The organism is Anabaenopsis arnoldii (assembly GCF_028331025.1).
Taxonomy (GTDB): domain Bacteria; phylum Cyanobacteriota; class Cyanobacteriia; order Cyanobacteriales; family Nostocaceae; genus Anabaenopsis; species Anabaenopsis arnoldii.
Genome location: NZ_JAQMUH010000164.1, coordinates 21,527 through 41,597, shown reverse-complemented (window position 1 = coordinate 41,597; position 20,071 = coordinate 21,527). Strand labels below are relative to the sequence as shown.

The window sequence follows — 20,071 nt, the reverse complement described above, 5'->3', positions numbered from 1 at the left end:
TCTACTATCAACTGCACTAGGCATCCCCCCGTGCCATTGACATCACTTATATAATACCAATGTGCTTTCATTTAGCGATTGCTACACACAGATGCAAGCTCTGCGTAGCGATCGCCTGTGCCAGTTGCGTAAGTCCTAAATATATTCTTTTACTATACTCAAAACAACTAAATCGGAGGTGATTTTTGATGGCGTTACTTAGAGCAACTTGGCATCTGTACCGCACAAAGCAGGTAGATACTGCAACTGTAATACCACTCCCACTTACATAAAGACTTCTACAAAGCCACGGTCTCCAAGAGAACTACCTCCGACAAAAAAATCGGTAAATCAGTTTCTGACTGACAAGAAGAGATTTATTTACCTAATTTTTACCGAACTTTGGACAGCAGAAAAAGTAATCAATGCTTAAGCACTACAAACAAGTTTGAAACAGGTTCAAGCCTGTTCTAGCTCCTTTAAATTAGTTGTACTAGTTTTATTCTGCCTATTAGCTCTGCACAAGGTAATTTATAGAATGAATGTCTCAGCCAGCTTAACGCCATTGAATAGTCCACCCCCCCCATCCTTGCCGATGATTCTGGATACTTTACCAGACCCTGCGATGCCTATGGTAAGCTTCGCCAAGGCAGCACAGGGTTGTCCGGCTAGAACCCGACTGCAAGTTGATCTAATTTTACTGGCAATTGAAGCTTTAGAACTTGGTAGCTCCGAAGCTATTCTGGCTTTTGCTGATGAGTTAGAACTGAAAGGAATTATTAAAAACCGAGTAAATCTATGGCGAATGCGGAGCTCTAACCCACTGCGAAGAGCTCATATTCGCCGTCCCTTGACTATCATGGAAGCAAAAGCTTTAGTAGTTATTGCCAGCTACATCGCGCGGCGTTTAACCGTTGTCATTCGCCAAATGTTGATGACATATCAGCAAATGAGTGAAAAGCAGATACCTTTGGTACAGAATTTGCGCCTATCGAATTACCTAGAGCGATTTCGAGTACATTTCAGAAGTAGAATGAATCCCCGACGTTCTACCGTAATGGCATTAGATTCTGACGATAAATTAGATGAACTAGCAATCAATTTGTTGGGACAATTACTATTTTGTACTGGTACAGCTGGAATGCAGCGATTTTGGATTAGTCTTTTTGACGGTGAAGTAGAATGAATATTCAACGTAAGTACAGTCTACCTAATTGTACACTGCTGTTAGAGGGTTTCAGTGATGTAGCCAAAGCAGCATACTATCAAGGTATGCGTCCAGAATTATCCATATTGGTCAATGCAGAATGCTATATATCTGGCTATAGTCAGCCCCTAGTAGGCGGACGAGAATTTTTTGAGAGTCTAGTCCGGGCTGTGAGTGGCTATGCTCAAGAATTTTTGAGTAATGTGTCAAACCCCCAAGCACATAATCAAGACTCAGAATTAGTGGAGTTACAAAAAATTTACACTAATCGGCACCGGTTAATTGTGCATTCTGAAATAGCTGTAGATGTTTTTCAGTCTCAGCCTAACTATAATCAACCGCCCATTCAAATGGATTTGAATACAGTGCAGTTATTTGACCTGGTTGAAGCTGTGGATCAATTTTTTGCTGACAGCCAAACCCTACCAGAGTTGTCATTAGAATTACAGCCCGTGCCTAGAAGTTACGGTAGTCCTAATGAATTTCTACTCAAGCAGGGAGTAGCGGCAAGTATAGGAATTTCAACTGTAGCAGTTGCCGCCATCGCTTTGAGCCTAATTCCTGCCCCTGAGACGCGCCCACCAGCAACCCAGGAGCAAGAAGAGACTGTATCCATAGCACCCACCCCCAATTCGGCTGCATCAGAGAACATAACACCCCCAAATATACAAACTCCAGAGAGTTCCCCAGCAACTGACCTGAATGTAGCCACTCCAATCGTGGATACAGCACTCAAAATCAGAGATTTAGAAGCACTCTTAAATTCAGCTACAGAAATTACTAATTCATCCCAACTACGTCTTCTGAATGGAAAAATTTATAAACAAATTGATCTAGGTTGGACTAGTCGCTCAGAATTAAGAGAAGATTTAGTCTATCGAGTAGGTGTAAATCCTGATGGTGCGATCATTGGTTATAAAGCGGTAAATCAAGGAGCAAATGAGGGCATAGAATCAACTCCTCTACCCAAATTGCTGCACAGTCCCGCTAATGGTTCTCTCACAAATGAACCAATAGCCCAATTTAAAGTAGTTTTTACCAGAGATGGTATTCTGCAAGTTAGCCCTTGGCGGGGATATCAGTGATTATTCACCCCCTCCTTATCTGGTAATTTGTCTCATATAATTGCCCCAAAGTTGGGCTGCTTGCCCGCTGCTGCCGGATGTGGGAGAATTATTGTCATTACCCAACCAAATGCCAGTTACAAACCGGCGACTGGGGATTGAACCAATAAACCAGAGATCAACGTTTTTATCAGTGGTGCCGGTTTTCCCACCTTCCCCCAGTCCGATAGCCGCGGCGCGTCCAGTACCGCTAGTTACTGCTTGGCGCATCATCTGGTTGATTTCATCGGCTACACCTGTGGGTAAAACTCGCTGGTTAGCGTCCGGATTTTCGTCAAAGGAATAGACAACACGACAAGTTTTTAAATCCTGACTATTTTGACAATCACTACTGTCTATAATCCTGCTAATTGCGTGGGGTGGATTCCAAACACCACGATTGCTAATGGCGCCAAAAGCACCAGTCATTTCTAAAACATTGACTACACTTTGACCCAGTACTAAGCCGGGAACTGCTTCGAGTGATGACTTGACTCCTAAACGTCTGGCGGTGGATACGACTCTATCTAGCCCCACCTCCCTGGCAATTCGCAGAGCAATGGGATTTTCTGACAGGGCGAAGCCAGTCGTCATATCTAAGGAATTCTGGGCACCGGTTCTACAAGGCCTATAGGTAAAGCCTTGCCAGGGTAGAGCCGCGCAAGAATAAGTTTTAGAGGCTGGTATTCCCCTCTCTAGGGCGGCTGCAAAAGCGAAAACCTTGAAAGTAGAACCCGGTTGTCTTTGGGCTTGAACAGCACGGTTAAACTGGCTTTTTCCAAAATCAGTCCCGCCTACCATCGACAAAATACTACCAGTTCTAGTGTCTAGGGTAACGATCGCTCCTTGAGAAAAGCCAAAGGTAGAACCAGCTTTATTGATTTGATTACGCAAAGCTGTTTCCGCCTCTGCTTGCATTTTGGGATCGAGCTGGGTTTCAATGATAAAATTTCCTTCTCTGGCAACTCCTACCCCCAAGATTGATTCCAATTCCTGGAATACATACTGGTAAAAGTAAGGAGCAATGGTACTGGCTTGCCGTTCGCAAACTTTGGGGTTAATCTGGACTGGGGAGCGCCTAGCTCGATTGGCCTGTTCTGCGGAAATTTTCCCCATGTCCAACATTCGCCTAATCACGCGATTACGATAGTCAACTAGTTGTAGCCTATTGGGGTTATTTCCACAAAAATTAAAAGCGTTGGGAGCAGGTAAAATTCCCACTAATGTTGCAGCTTCTGAGAGAGTTAATTCTCTGGCTGACTTATCAAAGTAATAACGAGCCGCATCCTCAAAACCGGATGTATCCACCCCCAAAAATACTCGATTTAAGTAAATGAGTAATATTTGATCTTTACTGTAAAAAGTTTCTAGCTTCAAGGAAACAATAGCTTCCCGCAGTTTGCGTCCCAAGGAGTCTTGAGCGCCTACATAGTCCCGGAACAAACTTCGGGACACTTGCTGGGTAATGGTGCTAGCCCCCTGCTGTACATCTCCACTGCGTGTATTGACTAACACAGCTCGCAAAATCCCTAAAGGGTCAACGCCAAAGTGCCAATAGTAACGACTATCTTCTGAGGCCACTATGGCTGCGGGTAAATAGCCAAAGTCCTCTAAACTCTTAAGGTCTACATGAGAGGTACTCCGAGGCTCGCGTAAGGGTGTCGAGCCATCGCGGGCATAAATCACTATAGGGGCGCTGCTAGCAGTGGGTAAGGGTCTGACGGAAAATTTTAGCCATTCCACCCCTATGACTAACCCCACTAAGGCGCTCACACCTGCCATACTATAGGCCGCCCAAGTTGCTGCTTTTATATGCAAGGGTGCTGGGTCAAAGTATTGTAGCCGCACTGAAGCTGCGAGTTCTGGCGGTCCCAAAGTAAAAATGTCACCGTGACGCAGTTCTAATCGATTAATTCGGCGTTTCCCCAGATAAATACCATTAGTGGAGTTTTCATCTTTGATGACAAAAACAGGGGTGCGTTGAGTTGAATCCCGTGAGAGTGATAGGTGAATTTGGCTGACAACTGGATTGCGAATGACTATATCACAGGATTTGGAACTACGACCTACTATATAGCGATCGCCTAACAAGGGATATACCTCACGTTCGTCCCCCGTATCCTGCACCCATATCTCTGGTACTTTAGCATTAGGCTTCAGCGCCAACTTGGAAAAGTCAACCCTCGCTTGAAGTGTCTGTACTGCTTGAGTCAGTTGACCAAGTACAGTTTGTGGCTTATGAGGAGGTTGGGGGGAACTCATAGGCTATTTACATCAGAATTATTGGCAAACATTCGGGCGATTTGACAATCTCGATACAGATATTCCACCATTGTACACATCAGTCACAGCAGAAATTAGCTATAGGTAGTTTTTACTAATTCAATCTTACACCAAGAAAATATCGACTCATCAAACCTACCAACTCGGGTTCATTACTCTTTCCAAGCATACAATATTGTGAGTCCATACTCCCTGACTATCTATAATTTCTGAAAATATTAGGGTAATATCTTTAAGGATTAATTGACATTAAAATTCTCTCTGACATGGGAAGTTGAGGGGATACTTTGATTTTCATTTATCAAGTGTTCAGATTAGCTTTAACTGTCACTATGACTGGGTGCTTTTTCCCAAGAAGCAATTAATAGACAAATAATACCAATAGTAATAAATGAATCTGCCATATTAAATACGGCAAAATTAATCAAGCGAAAATCCAGGAAATCAACCACATACCCCAAAGCGAACCGATCAATACCATTCCCCATAGCTCCGCCTAAAATCAAACCATAGCCTAACTGATTCCAACGACTTAAATTCTGGCCAAACCATGCTAGTGCTATCAATAACAAACTCACGACCAACGATAGCCATCTTAACCACTCTACTTTCCCGCTGAACAGACTAAAAGCTGCCCCAGTATTAGTAACATAAGTGAAATGGAATACATCTGGTATAATTGGTAATGTCTGTTCCAGGCTAAAGGTCTGCACTATCCAATATTTTGTTAGTTGATCTAAGAAAAAAGCAATGAAGGCAGTAATCCAAAAGAGATGATTTTTTAAACGCATGAAACTAGCAACTAGGGCGTGAGAGATAGTAGAGGTTAATGTCAATAAAAATAGTATTTACTAAATGGATATCAAAATCACCATCTCCTCTTTGTCTATAAAAGTACATATAATTACCGAGAAAATGTACAATTAGTCCCAATCATTTCAAATTGGTCAAAAGCCTATAAATGGATTTTTCGATTTTTACTTGACTGTCGTACTAGCTCTGCCATAACTAATAAAACATTAAATGACGTAATACATATGCTATTACGGTAACAGCACACACTACAGCTAGTTGACCGGGCAGTGCAAACCAAGAATATTTAAGGATTGCTTGCATTAGAGGCAAATTTTCCGTACCTTTCCACTGAAAAATATAACTGATGATTAAATAAGTAATACCGCAGAAGTGGACAGTTAACAAGCCACTCAAACAACTGAAAGCCAGGGTTTCCAGCTTAGGTCTAGCTTGAAATGCCAAAGATCCACAAATCCACGCTCCAGGGATAAAACCTAACAGATAACCGAACTGAGATAGTTTAACATATCCAATACCGCCACCATCGGCAAATACAGGTAGCAAGGTTAAACCCATGACTAAATAGGCGATTTGCGATAGTGCGCCAGCATTTTTACCTCCTAAACAACCTACTAACAGTACCGCACCAACTTGACAGGTAACACCCAAAGAAAAAATCTCAGTTCCTTGATTATTCCCAGTCCAAGGTAAGGCAATACTATAGGCTTCTAGGAAAGTACCGCCCATGGTGAGGAGCAAACCAACCATAGACCATAGTAATTGAATAGTTCCCACATTTTCTACACTTCCAGCCATTTTATTTGCACAAATACTCAAACAATGTTTTTATCAGTTATTTATGTATTCAACTATTAGGGACAGTATTGAATTATACATATTTATACTGACTTAGTCGTTATGTTTTATTATGACAAACATTATCCTCCTGATTTCCTTAGTCAAGGTATCAGAAAAAAGTATTAGATGTGTATTTTTGTGAGTTACTCCACAGACTAACCCGGAAGTGAGCACGGAGGTGATTTTTGTTTTAGCTGAAAATTCTCAGCCCCAGAATTGAATTATCGGGAGAAAGTGAACAACAACAGCAAACAGCGGCTAATAGTCCAGGTTGACAAGATCAATATAAAATATCACTAATTCTTATCAGCTTAATTAAAACATATATTATCATTTCTTACTTCTTTAGATAGATGAACGTATAAATTTCCAGTCTATTAGAGCAAAAATAGTCTCGACTATCACAAATCAATTCATATTAGGCTATTGTTTGCTCGTCAGATATGTTCCTCATGGTAGATGAATAAATAATCTTAAATATAGTTAAATCTTTAATAATGTAAATCATGTATCAGAGTTTTTATGAATTAAGTTAACTCTCTATGCCCATATTTCTAAATACACATTCAAACCCTAATATCAATATATACGTTATCTTTTAGATTGCTTATTCTGTGAAAATTAGATGTTAACTATTAGTTATTGGCTGAATAGTTCAATGTCACTTGTCAATTTAGCACATTTACATTAAAGTCACGTATAACCTCATTGATATTTTTATAAAAGCAGTGGTTTGTCAAGTTATAGTGCAGATAATTTTGTATTTGATATTGAGTCATGGAAATCAAAAATTATCCTAAATTCAGTTTAAAAGTATCGATGAAGGTGGAGTTATAAGATTTCATATTTTATAAATTCCATAACTTGTAAGTTTATTTTTATAAATTTTTTATGTTATTAGTAAAATTCAAATAAATAGCACATTTTATGAAATAATTTTAAATTATTACCAAAGACCAATAAATATATGTCTTTTTAAGAGCTATTATCTTGATTTTTGAATGCCTATGGTTCTGACTTATGAAAGGGAGATATTAAGTTTATGGATTATAGCGAAGATAGGTTATTTTTTGCAAATTTTACCAGAAATATACAGACAGAAATAGATTTAAAATTTGCTTATTTCCTGATAGATCAAGCTGTAGAACCAGCTTTCTGCTTAGGAGAAAATTACCAGTTGATTTTTGTCAATGATGCAATTTGCAAAATGACTGGCTATTCCCGTGAAGAATTACTTTCAATGAGGCTTTATCATCTAGATATAGATTTTGATATCCATAGATTATCAAAAATAAAATCAGAAGATTATTTTACGTTTAAATCTCGCTATCGTAATAAGCAACAGCGCATATTTACAGTTGAAACTTCTATTATATACCTGAAAAAAACAGGTCAAACTTTTGCCTGTGCTGTTGTTCGACCTCAGAGGGATGAAGCCATAGATTTGAGCATAAAACCGGTGAATATCAATATATTATTCACCTTACCAGAAACAATAGAAGCCAACATTTTTCTGATTCAGGGAAACAGAATATTTTATGTAAATTCTGCCGTACAAAAATTTACTGGATATAGTAAAGAGGAACTACTAAATAATTTTGATTTTAACGGAATAATTAAGAGGAAAAAACCTATAAATTTATGCTTGCAAAAAGAATTACCTGACTTTGAATACCAGGAGATAAATATCCTCACATCAGATGGTACGGAACGCTTGCTAATTGGCGTGGTAACTAAGCTTGATGGAATTTTCAAGTTACCTGTAAAACCAGAAGAATTAATCATAGCTATTGATATTACAGATTACAAAAATTTAGAGTCAAGTTTTAATAACGCTTTACAACAAGCTAAACAAATAAGCGAACTGAGAGCGCAGTTTCTTTCTATGGTCTGTCATCAACTTCGTACTCCACTAAATATTATTTCATTTTGTAATAGCTTAGTTGCAGAAGAAATAGACAAGCATACCAAGCAAAAAATAGAATCATTACTGGAAAATATAGAAAAAGCCATCGCACAAATCAGCCAGATGTTAGATGATACTTTGTTGTTTGCTCAAGCAGAATCAGGCAAAATAAATTTTGACCCTAAACCACTGGATTTAGTGAAATTTTGTCATAATTTAGTGGCGGAAATGCACATTATTTCCATGGAAAAAAGAATAAATTTTCTGACTAATTTTGAATTTATCAATGCTTTTTTTGATGCAAAATTATTAGATTATATATTGAAGAATCTCCTAGAAAATGCCATTAAGTATTCTCCTAAGAATAGCATGATTGATTTGATTATGACTTACCAAGAAAAATCTATTTTTTTTCAGGTAAAAGACCAAGGAATTGGCATTCCAACCAGAGACAAAGAAAGATTATTTGAAGCATTCTACAGGGGAAGTAATATTGGGAATATCCCCGGTAATGGACTAGGATTATCGATTATTAAAACGCTAGTAGATTTACATGGTGGTCAAGTGAATCTGGAAAGCGAAGTAGATAAAGGTACTACCATTACTGTGATGTTACCACTAGTTAAAGAAGCCTCTTTTCTATGAGAATTAGAATGTTTTGATTACTATAAGTGTTAATTGATTTAAGTATTTAAGATTTGTCAATTTAAAAATCCCCATGTTCCATTTAATATTATAATTTTGGTTGCTATAAAATGAAGTACGAATCGGTCAAAAAAATTCTGGTAATTGAAGATGATCATGTTACCCGCCATCTTTATGTACAGGGTCTTGAAGCTAAAGGGTTTGATATTATAAACGCTCAAAATGGTTTAGCTGGTATCCAACAAGCACAGGAGTATGTACCTGATTTAGTACTTTGTGATCTGACAATGCCGGATATAGATGGTTACACTGTCCTCACCATGCTACGTCAAGATCCTGTTACAGCAATTATTCCCTTTATTTTTATCACGGGTAGCTGTACTAGAGAGGCTATTCGCAAAGGTATGGAGTTAGGTGCAGATGACTATGTTACTAAACCCTTTTCACTAGACGAATTACTCAGAGCAATTAATACCCAGTTGCAAAGACAAGCTGTGCTCAAAACTTGGTGTGCTGCTAAATTCCAGGAAGCTCAAAAATCAGGATCCGCAGATAAGACCACAGCTTTGAACTCACCTCAATCAATATTTCCCTGTGCTCCCCAATTAAAAAAAGTTTTTGAATTTATTGAAGCCCATTATCACGAAGGAATTACACTGTGTGATGTAGCTGAAGCAGTTGGTTACTCACCTGCTTACTTGACTAACCAGGTGGGAAAGCAGACAGGAGAAACTGTCAATAGCTGGATTGTTAAACGCCGGATGCAAGGAGCGCGTTTTTTACTGCAAAATGATTACCAAACAGTTGAGCAAATTGCCAGAGCATTGGGTTATCAAGATGTTTCCCATTTCTCCCGCCAGTTTCGTCAACATCATGGTTTACCACCTCATGCTTGGCGTAAGGAACATCAAGTTGGGTGTTTCAAAGTCGAACTTAATAATTAGAAAATTCTCAATGAAAAATATCCCCAAATATTATTTAGGGATAAAATTTATACGCGATTTCATCTGCTAATAAGTAATATTTTTGATATTAACCCGCTATGCCGTTAGGTGAGCGGGACATTCTTAAGGGAATTCTGTGGTTTGAGGCTTTGGGTGATTAGCTTCTGAATAAATGGCGATCGCTAAAAAATTGCGGAAAAATCATGTTTGAACCTGAAAATAATACTGGATAGTTTGGTTTTTCCTGAAAATTTATAATTTATACCATAAAATTTAAGAAATTACGTAGCATTTTTTTTATTTTCAATGTAGCAAATAGATCAGAAAAATATATTATTTTGCCTTTGTTAACCTTTTGTTTACCTTCAGACGTATCTTTTAGAGGTATTCTAATATCGCTCATCTGGATAAATTAACTAAAAATTCACAGGTCTACATGTAATCAACAAGAGTCGCCTAGCAGCTAAAACATCGCTGTTAGATATGTAATTTAGCTTAGGGGCTTGTGGCGCGGGGCAAGACTCAGATAATCCCATTGCTACCGCCATAACCCTAGACTGTGATGCCGGTGATGTTGTCATGACCAATGAAGCAAGGTCTTTTTGATATAACTCCGTAGTACTTTCGCAAACTGGACGTATTTTTCATGGTTCTTAATCGCAAAGTTGTGTTAGCCATCGCTTCACTACCAATCATGTTGGTAGCAACAGCCTGTAGCCCAGGAGCGGATGGTGGTGGTGGGCAGAAAATAGCTATTACCGGAGCCGGGGCAACATTCCCCGCACCTCTTTTTCAGAGGTGGTTTGATGCCTATAATCGCCAAGTCAACCCCAATGTCCAGGTGAGCTATCAGTCCGTAGGAAGTGGGGCGGGTTTGGAGCAGTACATCAATAAAACCGTAGACTTTGGGGCCAGCGAAGCACCCATCACCGACTCTGCAAGTCGGCTCAAGTCCTTCAAAGAAGCTCATAATTACGATCCGATCCAAGTTCCCATGACCGGAGGCTTTTTATCCTTCTCCTATAACTTACCAGGAGTTAAAGATCTCGAACTGAGACTCTCCCGCAAAAGTTATTGTGATATCGTAACCGGAAAAATTACTCGATGGACTGATCCAGCCATCGCCGCAGATAACCCTGGTTTAAAGATTCCCGACCTACCCATTACCTTTGCGCACCGGTCTGATGGGAGTGGTACTACCTTCGTATTTACCAACCACATTAAAACTGTCTGCCCAGACTGGACAGCTGGGGCAGGAACTTCAGTAGACTGGCCTGTGGGAATTGGCGGACAAGGTAACGAAGGCGTAGCCGCTGCCATTCAGCAGAATGAGGGAGCCATTGGTTACTTATCCTACGCCTATGCTGCCCTAAACAAAATCAATTCCGCCTTAATTGAAAACAAAGCTGGAAACTTTATAGCCCCATCTCCAGAAGCAGCAGCCAAAGCTCTACTAGATGAGCCGGTACCCGATGATTTCGCGCTCCTAGTTCCAGACCCTTCGGGTGTTGATTCCTACCCTATAGTCGGTCTAGCTTGGGTGATGATCTATCGACAGTATGAGGACGATGCTAAATGGCAAGCCATGCGTAATGTCTTGGAATGGTCTTTGGGACCCGAAGGCAAGGCACTTTCGGAGGAACTTCTTTATGTCCCCATTCCTGACCCTCTAGTGCAGAGAATTAAAGCAGTATTTGACACGGTGAACGCCAAGTAATAATCCGAGATGATTGGGAGTGTCTTTGACATCTAACACTCCCAAAATTCATCCCGACACCTGAGTTGGGACATCACCATGTCACAATAACCACTTATAGAGCAAAAATCAAGTCATGATGTCGGCAGATAAATCAACTCAATTAACCGGGAATAGCCTGGAAAAGCAAATCAGTCCCGCTAGGGTTCTAGATGTGGGATTTTGGGGACTAACCCTGATACTAGCCATCAGTGCCGGAGCAGTTTTACTATGGGTAATCATACAGACCGCTATAGCAGCTACACCAGCCATTGAAAAATTTGGTCTGGGTTTTTTAGTCGGTACAACCTGGAACCCTGTCACCAACGTTTATGGGGTACTACCTCAGATATATGGAACTTTAGTCACTGCCTTGATTGCCCTGTCAATTGCTATCCCCTTGGGCATCGGAGTAGCCATCTTTTTAACAGAAGGATTTGCGCCTAAATGGGTAACAACTCCCATTGCTTTTGCCATTGAACTGATCGTCGCTATTCCCAGCGTGGTGTTGGGAATTTGGGGTATTTTTGTCCTCATTCCTGCTATCAGACCTATTTTTACCTTCCTTAACACGTACTTCGGCTGGATTCCTTTTTTCGGTGGCGATTCTGTTTTTGGCAATAGTCTGCTGATTGTGGGCTTGGTACTGGCAATTATGATTGTGCCCATTATCATCTCTATTACCCGGAGCACCTTTGAAGTCCTACCCAGTAATCTCCGCAATGGTTCCTTAGCTTTGGGAGCAACCCGTTGGGAAACAATTCTCAGAGTGCTGATTCCCGCAGGGTTATCTGGCATTATCAGTTCTGTGATGTTGGCTATGGGTCGAGCCATGGGGGAAACCATGGTGGCGGCTATGCTCGTTGGTAACGCCAACCGCATTAACATATCATGGCTGCAACCCGGATCGACGATCACAGGTTTGATTGCTTCCCAATTTGGAGAAGCGGGACGCACTCAAGTTGCGGCTTTAATGTACGCTGGCGTAGTGCTAATGCTTTTATCTTTAGTAGTGAATATTTTAGCTGAGATGATTATTCGTCGATTCCAAAATATTGAGTAAAATATCACGCCTTTTCCCCAGTTTTGAGTACGAGTGTATGCAAGATTAAGTTTACGAAATATCAATTAAATTATGGGTACTCCAGATAATCAGTATTCCTTTGGGTATGATAGCGATAGCGTGGCATCGGCCACGGACAGTGGTTTTGATATCAGTGAGAAAACCATGGCACCCCATCGCCGGATCATGGGGCGGGTGTTGACCATTTTAACTATGGTGTTTGCCGCGGCGGTAATTATCCCTCTAATTTGGGTGCTGGCGAGTGTGTTTCAAAAGGGGATTAATTCCATAATATTTCCAGATATTTTTACTAAGCTCCCCCCGCCTCCTGGTTTATCTGAGGGTGGCTTTGGTCATGCCATTATTGGAACTTTAATGACTCTGGGTATTGGTACATTGATTTCAGTTCCTTTTGGTGTGATTGCGGCTATTTACTTAGCTGAGTTTGGTCGGGGAACTCGGTTGGCCTACTTGGTGAAGTTTTCCTGTAATGTACTCACCGGTGTCCCCGCTATTTTGTGTGGCTTATTCGCCTATGCAATTGTGGTGATGCCATTAGGGTCATTTTCGGCTTTTTCCGGTGGGGTGGCTTTGGCGGTGTTAATGCTGCCTATTATTATTCGGTCTACAGAAGAGGCTTTGTTATTAGTGCCTAATGAGTTGCGTTTGGCTGCAATGGGTATTGGGGCGACAAAATTTGAAACCATTGTCCAGATTGTCTTACCAGCAGCTCTGACTTCAATTATTACTGGTATAGTTTTATCTGTTGCCCGGGCTGCCGGAGAAGCGGCTCCCTTGCTGTTCACCTCTTTTAACAATAATTTCTGGGCCACTAATGTTTGGGAACCTGTGGCAACCTTACCAGTGTTAATTTACTTTTTCTCGATTATTCCCTATAAGGCTTCCCAGAGTTTGGCTTGGGCCGCCGCCTTGATGTTATTGTCAATTGTGCTGTTGTTTAGTATTTTGGCTCGGTACTTGAGTCGGCAGAAGAAGTTATAAGATCAGGGAATTCAATTCTTTTGGCTGCAAACTCAGCCAATTTCTATACACTCTACATTGAGAATACTATGGAAAAGAAAATTAGTAATAGCAGTCCCGTTGATAGTAGGCGCATTTTTGAGGTCAAGGATTTATCGGTTTACTATGGGGGTGCGATCGCCCTTCAGTATGTGACAATGGATATTCTGGAGGGCAAAATTACCGCTTTAATTGGTCCTTCGGGCTGTGGTAAAAGTACTCTCCTGCGTTGTTTCAATCGGACTAACGCCTTGATTCCGGGTGCGAAGGTGAAGGGATACCTTACTTACCGAGGACAAAATCTCTACGGTGCTACAGTTGACCCGGTGGTAGTCCGCCGCAGGGTGGGTATGGTATTTCAGCAGCCTAATCCTTTCCCGAAGACGATTTATGACAATGTAGCCTATGGTTTGCGGGTGAATGGCATTAAGGGAAATATGGATGAGATTGTTGAAAATTCCCTCCGCCGTGCAGCCCTCTGGGATGAGGTTAAAGACAATCTCCACAAGTTGGGGACTTCTCTTTCAGGGGGACAACAGCAGCGTTTGTGTATTGCTCGCGCTATTGCGGTTCAGCCGGATGTGATTTTGATGGATGAACCTTGCTCGGCTCTTGATCCTATATCGACGATGCGGATTGAGGAGTTAATGCTTGATCTCAAACAGCATTACACTATTGTCATTGTCACCCATAACATGCAGCAGGCTTCTAGGGTTGCAGATTATACTGCTTTCTTTAATGCCGAAGCCCTGGAAGGGGGAAATCGCGTCGGGTATCTGGTAGAGGTAGATACCACCGAGAGAATTTTTTCCAGTCCCCAGGATCAGCGTACTCGCGATTATGTGAGTGGTCGTTTTGGCTAAGGAACCACCAGAGAAAGATTCTCTGGGGCAAAAATCCACAATACACTATTATTATGCCTACTAACACTACTACAGTGAATGACACTGAAACTGTTTTACGCACAGAGAATCTGAATGTGTACTACGGTAATTTTTTGGCTTTGCGAAATATTTGGCTGGACATCCCGAAAAATCAGGTGACAGCTTTTATTGGTCCGTCTGGCTGCGGTAAAAGTACATTGCTGCGATGCTATAACCGTCTCAATGACGTCATCGATTCCTTTCGAGCAGAAGGCAAAGTTTATTTTTACGATCACAATTTGTATGCACCCAACATCGACCCTGTACAGGTGCGCCGCCGAATTGGGATGGTATTTCAACGACCAAATCCCTTTCCTAAATCAATTTATGAGAATATTACTTTTGGAGCCAAAATCAATGGCTATCAAGGGAATATGGATGAATTAGTCGAACGCAGTCTCAGACAAGCTGCTTTGTGGGATGAGGTCAAAGATAAACTACGACAAAGTGGCACATCTTTATCCGGCGGACAACAGCAACGCTTGTGTATCGCTAGAGCGATCGCAGTGCAACCGGAAATTATTCTCATGGATGAACCCTGTTCTGCCTTAGACCCAGTTTCTACATTGCGGGTGGAAGAACTAATTCACCAACTCAAAGAAAAATATACCATTGTCATCGTCACCCATAATATGCAACAGGCAGCACGGGTGTCTGATCAGACAGCTTTTTTCAACGTTCAGGTTGTGGAAGGTGGTCGCAGTGGTTATCTAGTAGAATATAGTTCTACAGAAGCCATCTTCAATGACCCCCAACAAGAAGATACCCGAAATTATGTCAGTGGCAGGTTTGGTTAAATATACCAGATTTGGAACAACTGGCCATGTATAGTATGCCTGATATCAAAAAATGTGCAATATCTGACATGATTCACAAGAAAATCCCCGAAAGGCACGGAAGCCAATCGGCTTTAGACAGTGGAGGAAGTGCCAACGGCTTGATTCGCCGTGATAGTTAACCATGAAAGGGATTTTTCCAGTTTTTGTCCGCATTTAGAGTTAAATTATTGAGCAAACTAAGCCGGTAAATATACTTTTTTCTCCCAGACCTCCAGAGACGTGAGACCTCACGTCTCTAGGTGATTTGTTAGATATGTCTAATCTTAATCTCAATATTGGGTTAATCTAGACATCAGAAGCTAATAATTCATCCAGCTTACCTTGACGTTCTAAAGCGTGAATATCATCACAACCACCAACATGGGAATCATTAATAAAAATTTGTGGTACTGAGCGTCTCCCCTGAGATCTTACTGACATTTGAGACCGTGCTTCTTCATCTCCATCAATGCAATATTCAGCAAAATCAACACCTTTTTTAGTCAACAAACTCTTAGCACGGATGCAAAATGGGCAGGTGCTCCAAGTGTAAATTTCAACTTTGGCAGCCATAAAATCCTCAATTAAATTTAATACTTCTTAATTTTAATGCCTTTTTAATGCCTTTAATCCCCCCGCTTCTATCCGGGGGGTTCTTACAGCCATCACGGCGATTCAAGTCACCGAGTGTCAACAACATATTTGACCAGTTGGGTCAGACGTTGACGCAGGGTTTCTAAACCTAATCGCTGACTGGCGGAAATAAACACAGCCAGGGGAAACTCCTCTCGAGCTAAAGCCAAGGTGGCGCTATCTGCTTGGTCAATTTTGTTAAAAACAACCAGTGCAGGGCCTGGAGTAACTGGCATTTGTGCCAAAATTTCCCTAACTGAGCGAATATGACTCAACCAAGCAGGATGAGATAAATCAACCAAATGCAGTAGAGCATCGGCTTCTGTGACTTCCTCTAAGGTGGCACGAAAGGCATCCATTAGAGAGGCTGGGAGTTCGTGTATAAAACCTACTGTATCTGTGAGTAGAATTTCTTGAGTTCCACCACGGTCACCATCGGCAATTACTAGGCGGCGGGTGGTGGGGTCAAGAGTAGCAAACAACTGGTCAGCGGTGTAAACTTCCGCGTTGGTGAGAGCATTAAGCAAAGTGGATTTACCGGCGTTGGTATAGCCCACTAAAGCCACAGAGGGAACTTCCTGATTTTGCCGTCTTAGGCGTAACCGGGAGCGATGGGCTTGTAACTGGTTGACTTCTTGTTGCAGTCGAGAAATCCGTTTTTGAATAGCGCGCCGTTCTGTTTCCAGTTTAGTTTCACCCGGTCCACGGGTGCCAATCCCACCACCTAACCGCGACATAGCCAGACCTCTACCACTGAGTCTAGGCATCATATACCCTAACTGTGCGAGTTCGACTTGTAATTTACCCGCGCGAGACTGGGCGCGTTGAGCAAAGATATCTAAAATTACCTCAGTGCGGTCAACTACCCGGACACCAATTTTCCTTTCCAAGTTACGCACTTGGGCGGGTGAGAGGTCACGGTCAAAAACAATCAGATTAGCTCCCAGGGTTTGGGCGGTAAGGGCGATTTCTTCCACCTTACCCTCACCCACTACTGTTTGTGGATGAATCCGCGATCGCTTTTGTTGTAGTGTCTGTAATACTTCTCCCCCTGCTGTATGTACTAACCTGGCTAATTCCATTATGGTATCTTGGAATCTTTGACTACTTTCAGTGTCAGTAATAATACCAACTATGACGACGCGATCATGGTCAGCAGCTACTTCCGTGGCCACAAATTCCCGTTGGAATTCGGCTTCCACACTGTCCACTAAGTCGATAAAATCCTGCTCTGACAGCATATCTAAACTCATAGGTGGGGATACGCTAGAGTAAAGTCCCGAGTCGGGAGCCACTAAATTTACCTTTGTCCCCAGCTGAGTTGAGACTAGCTGTTTAGTATTGGATACTAAATGAGCTAAATAACTTTCCTTGACGTACCCCGTGGAGCCGCCTCCGCGCTTTGTAAATCCTGTACTACTAATATTTAGCACCACAAGAGCATCTAAGCGTTGCAGTGCCATAGCCGTCAAAGCCGACTCATTCGGGGGTTCTGCCTTGAGATGGGTGGCGATACAACGAATACCGCTCAGACGCTCTGCACCGTAACGGGGTAATTCTAACGGTGGGATTTGCGTTTGACGGGGTGTACCTACCCCTACACGCATCACTTGTCCCCGACGGTTGAGGTAAGCACATACAGGCTGATTGATTTCTGTGCTGATAGCAGCCAGACGCTGGGAAAATTCAGGCGTAGTAATGCGATCGCCTGGGATGCGCTGGTGGTACAGTCGCTGTAGTTGCTTCATCTGACTGGATTTAAGACCTTGAAGATTTCCAAAAATAGTTTCTATAGGCGTTCCTGACCAGTAAATGGCCCCCCAAATCATTACTTATGTCTATTTTACAACAGTGTTTTGTCTGTCAACTCCTTCTGATCAAGCTGACAAACAGTAAATCTTCTCATCTAAAACATGATAAATTGTAATATTATTTTCCTCAACTTTAGGAACACTTACGCAGTTAGCAGATAATTAGCCTGGCTGAAACTACGTAAATGCAGACAATCCACAGATTTTTGACATTCGAGGTAACCTAAAGGGTATATTTGCCCTAAAAGTCCCAATTAACGATGGAATATCCTTGTTTATCAAATTATTCGACAATCATAGAGTCTTTGGATTACTAATCTATTTATCGTCTACCTTGTTTATCTAAAAATTTGTTGAATTTAGCTAATTACCATTTTTCTTAATTTTAGGATTTTGAGCCACAGATGACTGAAATTCTCCCCACACAGTTTTAAATAAAGCATTCTTCAAAGTTAAAGGCTACAGAAATCAAATTCCACTATTTAAAGGTTGAAGAACACCAATCATACTTAATCTGCATCGACTCTGTTTTGTTGGACTTCTCGGAACCCTAGGCGCTATTACTGTTTCAAACGCCCAACCCTGAATCAACAGGGTTTGTGAGCAGACAACACCACGCTCATGAGAGCAAACGTGGTGCGCCTGGGAACTTGGAAACTCAGTTGGATCTGTTGTTCCAAGATAACAACAATGGCACTAGAGTACCTGGTGGTGAATATCCCGGCTTCTAGCCGGGTAGAGCGTCAAGCCGAGCGACATTCCATGTCTGCTGTGGTCACGGCATGGTATGTTCTAGAACGGTTATTATAAGTGAGCTTAATTTCTTCTAAAGCCAGACGTAAATCCTCTTTACTACTAAAACCTTCTAGACGATGCCGAATTATGCCATTTTCCACTAACAGCAAAGTTGGCAGTGTCCTGAGTCTATAAGTATTAGCCAGTTTAAAATTATTATCGGCGTTAACCCCTACTAACTTGATTTGCTCACCACATTGAGCATTAAATTGCAACAACAGAGGGTGAATCAGGCGACACAAGCTGCACCACGGTGCTTCAAAATTCACTAAAACAGGAATGGGAGATTGTAAAACTTCTTGTGTAAATGTCCGCTCACTAACCGACAACACCATGACGCCTCTAAAATTATAAGGTTTTGATATTAAACTAGCTATCAGGAGCAAGAATTGCCAACGCAGTTATTTCCTCAAGCGGATTTAGGAAAAACATACACTGTAACCACCAGCCAGGGCAGAGATACTGTCGCTGTTTTCACTTATCCACTGCCCATCTTTCCTGTTTCCAGGAAATTGGACTGCTGTGTTATTACTTCCCTAGTACAAGCATTTAAGTTGTCAAAGACCTAGAGAAAATATCAAACTGACGAAGCGATCCCCCTGCTGAAAGCTATTAAAATTCATACTACATTGATTTGGCAGCGGTTGATCGGCGGAAATTGCCATTGACTGGTATTTTATTTTGATAGTGGGGATCGTCTCTAACTACCATTCTATCCGACTAGTTGCTACCAGTAACAGGGGGTGAGCCCAAGAGAGCAGAGCTATAAAAATTGCTACTCCTAAGTAAGCAGGGCGGAGAAACTCCTGCCATTTGATAGATTGACGACCATCAATAATTGCTCGGAAAGGAATAATTGATGTCCGTTGTTTGACGACTTCAAAGGCTTCACCATAGCGTGCCGCCAGCCGGCGATCGCCATGCCAAACACCAAACAAGTGATGCAAGATTAAGCCCAGGGAAGTAAGCAAGGTAAAGCTAGTTCCTAGCCAGAGGGTATGAGCTAAACACCAGATAATTTGCCCTACCATCTGGGGATGGCGGGTAATACGAATAATTCCTGTCTCGTAAAGGTGAACTTGGGGCTTTTGAATGGCGGCGATTTCTAGTAAATTGAAGGTAGCAGGATACAAAAAGAAAAAGGAAATCGCTGATAATACCCAAACTCCTAGCCTTACTCCCGGTACTGCCTGTACTAGCCACAGTTGCAAACCGTCATACCGATGATTGAAAAAGTAAATAATTAAGATTACAGCTAAGGGTAAACTAATTAATGCAAAACAAATGCGATAAAGCCTCGGTCCGATGTGTTTTTCTGCCCAAGGACGGAGGGCCGCTCCCCCACTGTGAGCGATCGCGAAAGCTAATTGTAATCCCAACATGACCAAATGACTGGGAGTAAGCCAAGAATTTAGCATTGTATACATAGGTGAAGTAATTTAACAAAAAGTTAACTCAGTACAACCAATACCACAAAATTTTCCACAGGAGACTTTACTCAGGGTGTTGTGGTACTGTCTTTTTCGAGTCAAGCCTTCTTGAAGATGTAACAA

The 20,071-nt window shown here is 41.6% G+C and carries 18 protein-coding genes; 11 read left to right on the top strand and 7 right to left on the bottom strand.

Annotated features, from left to right (window positions below; genetic code table 11):
- Positions 1 to 517: 517 nt before the first annotated feature.
- Together PN457_RS14740 and PN457_RS14735 are read left to right on the top strand one after the other, a co-directional pair.
- Entirely contained in the window at positions 518 to 1,165 is a 648-nt protein-coding gene (locus tag PN457_RS14740; protein WP_271734133.1) for a DUF3038 domain-containing protein, read from the top strand.
- Positions 1,162 to 2,271, top strand: coding sequence for a DUF4335 domain-containing protein (locus PN457_RS14735; protein ID WP_334310771.1), 1,110 nt, complete (start codon positions 1,162 to 1,164; stop codon positions 2,269 to 2,271). Before PN457_RS14740 ends, PN457_RS14735 begins: the two co-directional genes overlap by 4 nt.
- Before the next feature lie 15 nt (positions 2,272 to 2,286).
- On the opposite strand, the gene PN457_RS14730 is transcribed toward PN457_RS14735, so the two are convergent.
- The 3 genes from PN457_RS14730 to PN457_RS14720 all read right to left on the bottom strand — a co-directional run bounded on the left by PN457_RS14730 (position 2,287) and on the right by PN457_RS14720 (position 6,183).
- The gene (locus PN457_RS14730) at positions 2,287 to 4,551 is read right to left on the bottom strand and encodes a transglycosylase domain-containing protein (protein ID WP_271734132.1); all 2,265 of its coding nucleotides are present in this window, start codon (positions 4,549 to 4,551) and stop codon (positions 2,287 to 2,289) included.
- A gap of 341 nt (positions 4,552 to 4,892) precedes the next feature.
- Complete coding sequence (gene lspA, locus PN457_RS14725) at positions 4,893 to 5,363, bottom strand: signal peptidase II (RefSeq protein WP_271734134.1); 471 nt, start codon at positions 5,361 to 5,363, stop codon at positions 4,893 to 4,895.
- 217 nt (positions 5,364 to 5,580) lie between these two features.
- The gene (locus PN457_RS14720; RefSeq protein WP_271734130.1) at positions 5,581 to 6,183 is read right to left on the bottom strand and encodes a biotin transporter BioY; all 603 of its coding nucleotides are present in this window, start codon (positions 6,181 to 6,183) and stop codon (positions 5,581 to 5,583) included.
- Positions 6,184 to 7,267: 1,084 nt separating this feature from the next.
- Between PN457_RS14720 and PN457_RS14715 the strand changes: the two genes are divergently transcribed.
- The 8 genes from PN457_RS14715 to PN457_RS14680 all read left to right on the top strand — a co-directional run bounded on the left by PN457_RS14715 (position 7,268) and on the right by PN457_RS14680 (position 15,419).
- Positions 7,268 to 8,776 (top strand): sensor histidine kinase, encoded by a 1,509-nt coding sequence (locus PN457_RS14715; protein WP_271734129.1) that lies wholly within the window; start codon positions 7,268 to 7,270, stop codon positions 8,774 to 8,776.
- 110 nt (positions 8,777 to 8,886) lie between these two features.
- On the top strand, positions 8,887 to 9,720 hold the full coding sequence (locus PN457_RS14710; protein WP_271734128.1) for a response regulator transcription factor: 834 nt from the start codon (positions 8,887 to 8,889) through the stop codon (positions 9,718 to 9,720).
- A gap of 646 nt (positions 9,721 to 10,366) precedes the next feature.
- The gene (pstS, locus tag PN457_RS14705) at positions 10,367 to 11,437 is read left to right on the top strand and encodes a phosphate ABC transporter substrate-binding protein PstS (RefSeq protein ID WP_271734127.1); all 1,071 of its coding nucleotides are present in this window, start codon (positions 10,367 to 10,369) and stop codon (positions 11,435 to 11,437) included.
- Positions 11,438 to 11,552: 115 nt separating this feature from the next.
- Positions 11,553 to 12,518 (top strand): phosphate ABC transporter permease subunit PstC, encoded by a 966-nt coding sequence (gene pstC, locus PN457_RS14700; protein WP_271734126.1) that lies wholly within the window; start codon positions 11,553 to 11,555, stop codon positions 12,516 to 12,518.
- Positions 12,519 to 12,590: 72 nt separating this feature from the next.
- Positions 12,591 to 13,520, top strand: coding sequence for a phosphate ABC transporter permease PstA (gene pstA / locus PN457_RS14695; protein WP_271734125.1), 930 nt, complete (start codon positions 12,591 to 12,593; stop codon positions 13,518 to 13,520).
- Between the two features lie 68 nt (positions 13,521 to 13,588).
- Positions 13,589 to 14,401 carry a phosphate ABC transporter ATP-binding protein PstB gene (pstB, locus tag PN457_RS14690; RefSeq protein ID WP_271734124.1) on the top strand — a complete coding sequence of 271 codons (813 nt, stop codon included), beginning with the start codon at positions 13,589 to 13,591 and terminating at the stop codon, positions 14,399 to 14,401.
- Between the two features lie 53 nt (positions 14,402 to 14,454).
- Positions 14,455 to 15,258: a phosphate ABC transporter ATP-binding protein PstB gene (gene pstB / locus PN457_RS14685; protein ID WP_271734123.1), complete on the top strand. Its 804-nt coding sequence runs from the start codon at positions 14,455 to 14,457 to the stop codon at positions 15,256 to 15,258.
- 35 nt (positions 15,259 to 15,293) lie between these two features.
- Entirely contained in the window at positions 15,294 to 15,419 is a 126-nt protein-coding gene (locus PN457_RS14680; protein WP_271734122.1) for a hypothetical protein, read from the top strand.
- Between the two features lie 166 nt (positions 15,420 to 15,585).
- Here the strand turns inward: PN457_RS14680 and grxC are convergent, their stop codons facing one another.
- Positions 15,586 to 15,852 carry a glutaredoxin 3 gene (gene grxC / locus PN457_RS14675; RefSeq protein ID WP_271734121.1) on the bottom strand — a complete coding sequence of 89 codons (267 nt, stop codon included), beginning with the start codon at positions 15,850 to 15,852 and terminating at the stop codon, positions 15,586 to 15,588.
- 107 nt (positions 15,853 to 15,959) lie between these two features.
- Positions 15,960 to 17,705 (bottom strand): GTPase HflX, encoded by a 1,746-nt coding sequence (gene hflX, locus PN457_RS14670; RefSeq protein ID WP_465248710.1) that lies wholly within the window; start codon positions 17,703 to 17,705, stop codon positions 15,960 to 15,962.
- Positions 17,706 to 18,322: 617 nt separating this feature from the next.
- On the opposite strand from hflX, the gene PN457_RS14665 reads away from it, so the two are divergent.
- Positions 18,323 to 18,454 carry a hypothetical protein gene (locus PN457_RS14665; protein WP_271734118.1) on the top strand — a complete coding sequence of 44 codons (132 nt, stop codon included), beginning with the start codon at positions 18,323 to 18,325 and terminating at the stop codon, positions 18,452 to 18,454.
- A 12-nt stretch (positions 18,455 to 18,466) separates the two neighbouring features.
- On the opposite strand, the gene PN457_RS14660 is transcribed toward PN457_RS14665, so the two are convergent.
- Entirely contained in the window at positions 18,467 to 18,853 is a 387-nt protein-coding gene (locus tag PN457_RS14660; RefSeq protein ID WP_271734117.1) for a thioredoxin family protein, read from the bottom strand.
- A 369-nt stretch (positions 18,854 to 19,222) separates the two neighbouring features.
- Positions 19,223 to 19,936 (bottom strand): NnrU family protein, encoded by a 714-nt coding sequence (locus PN457_RS14655; RefSeq protein ID WP_271734116.1) that lies wholly within the window; start codon positions 19,934 to 19,936, stop codon positions 19,223 to 19,225.
- Positions 19,937 to 20,071: the final 135 nt, after the last annotated feature.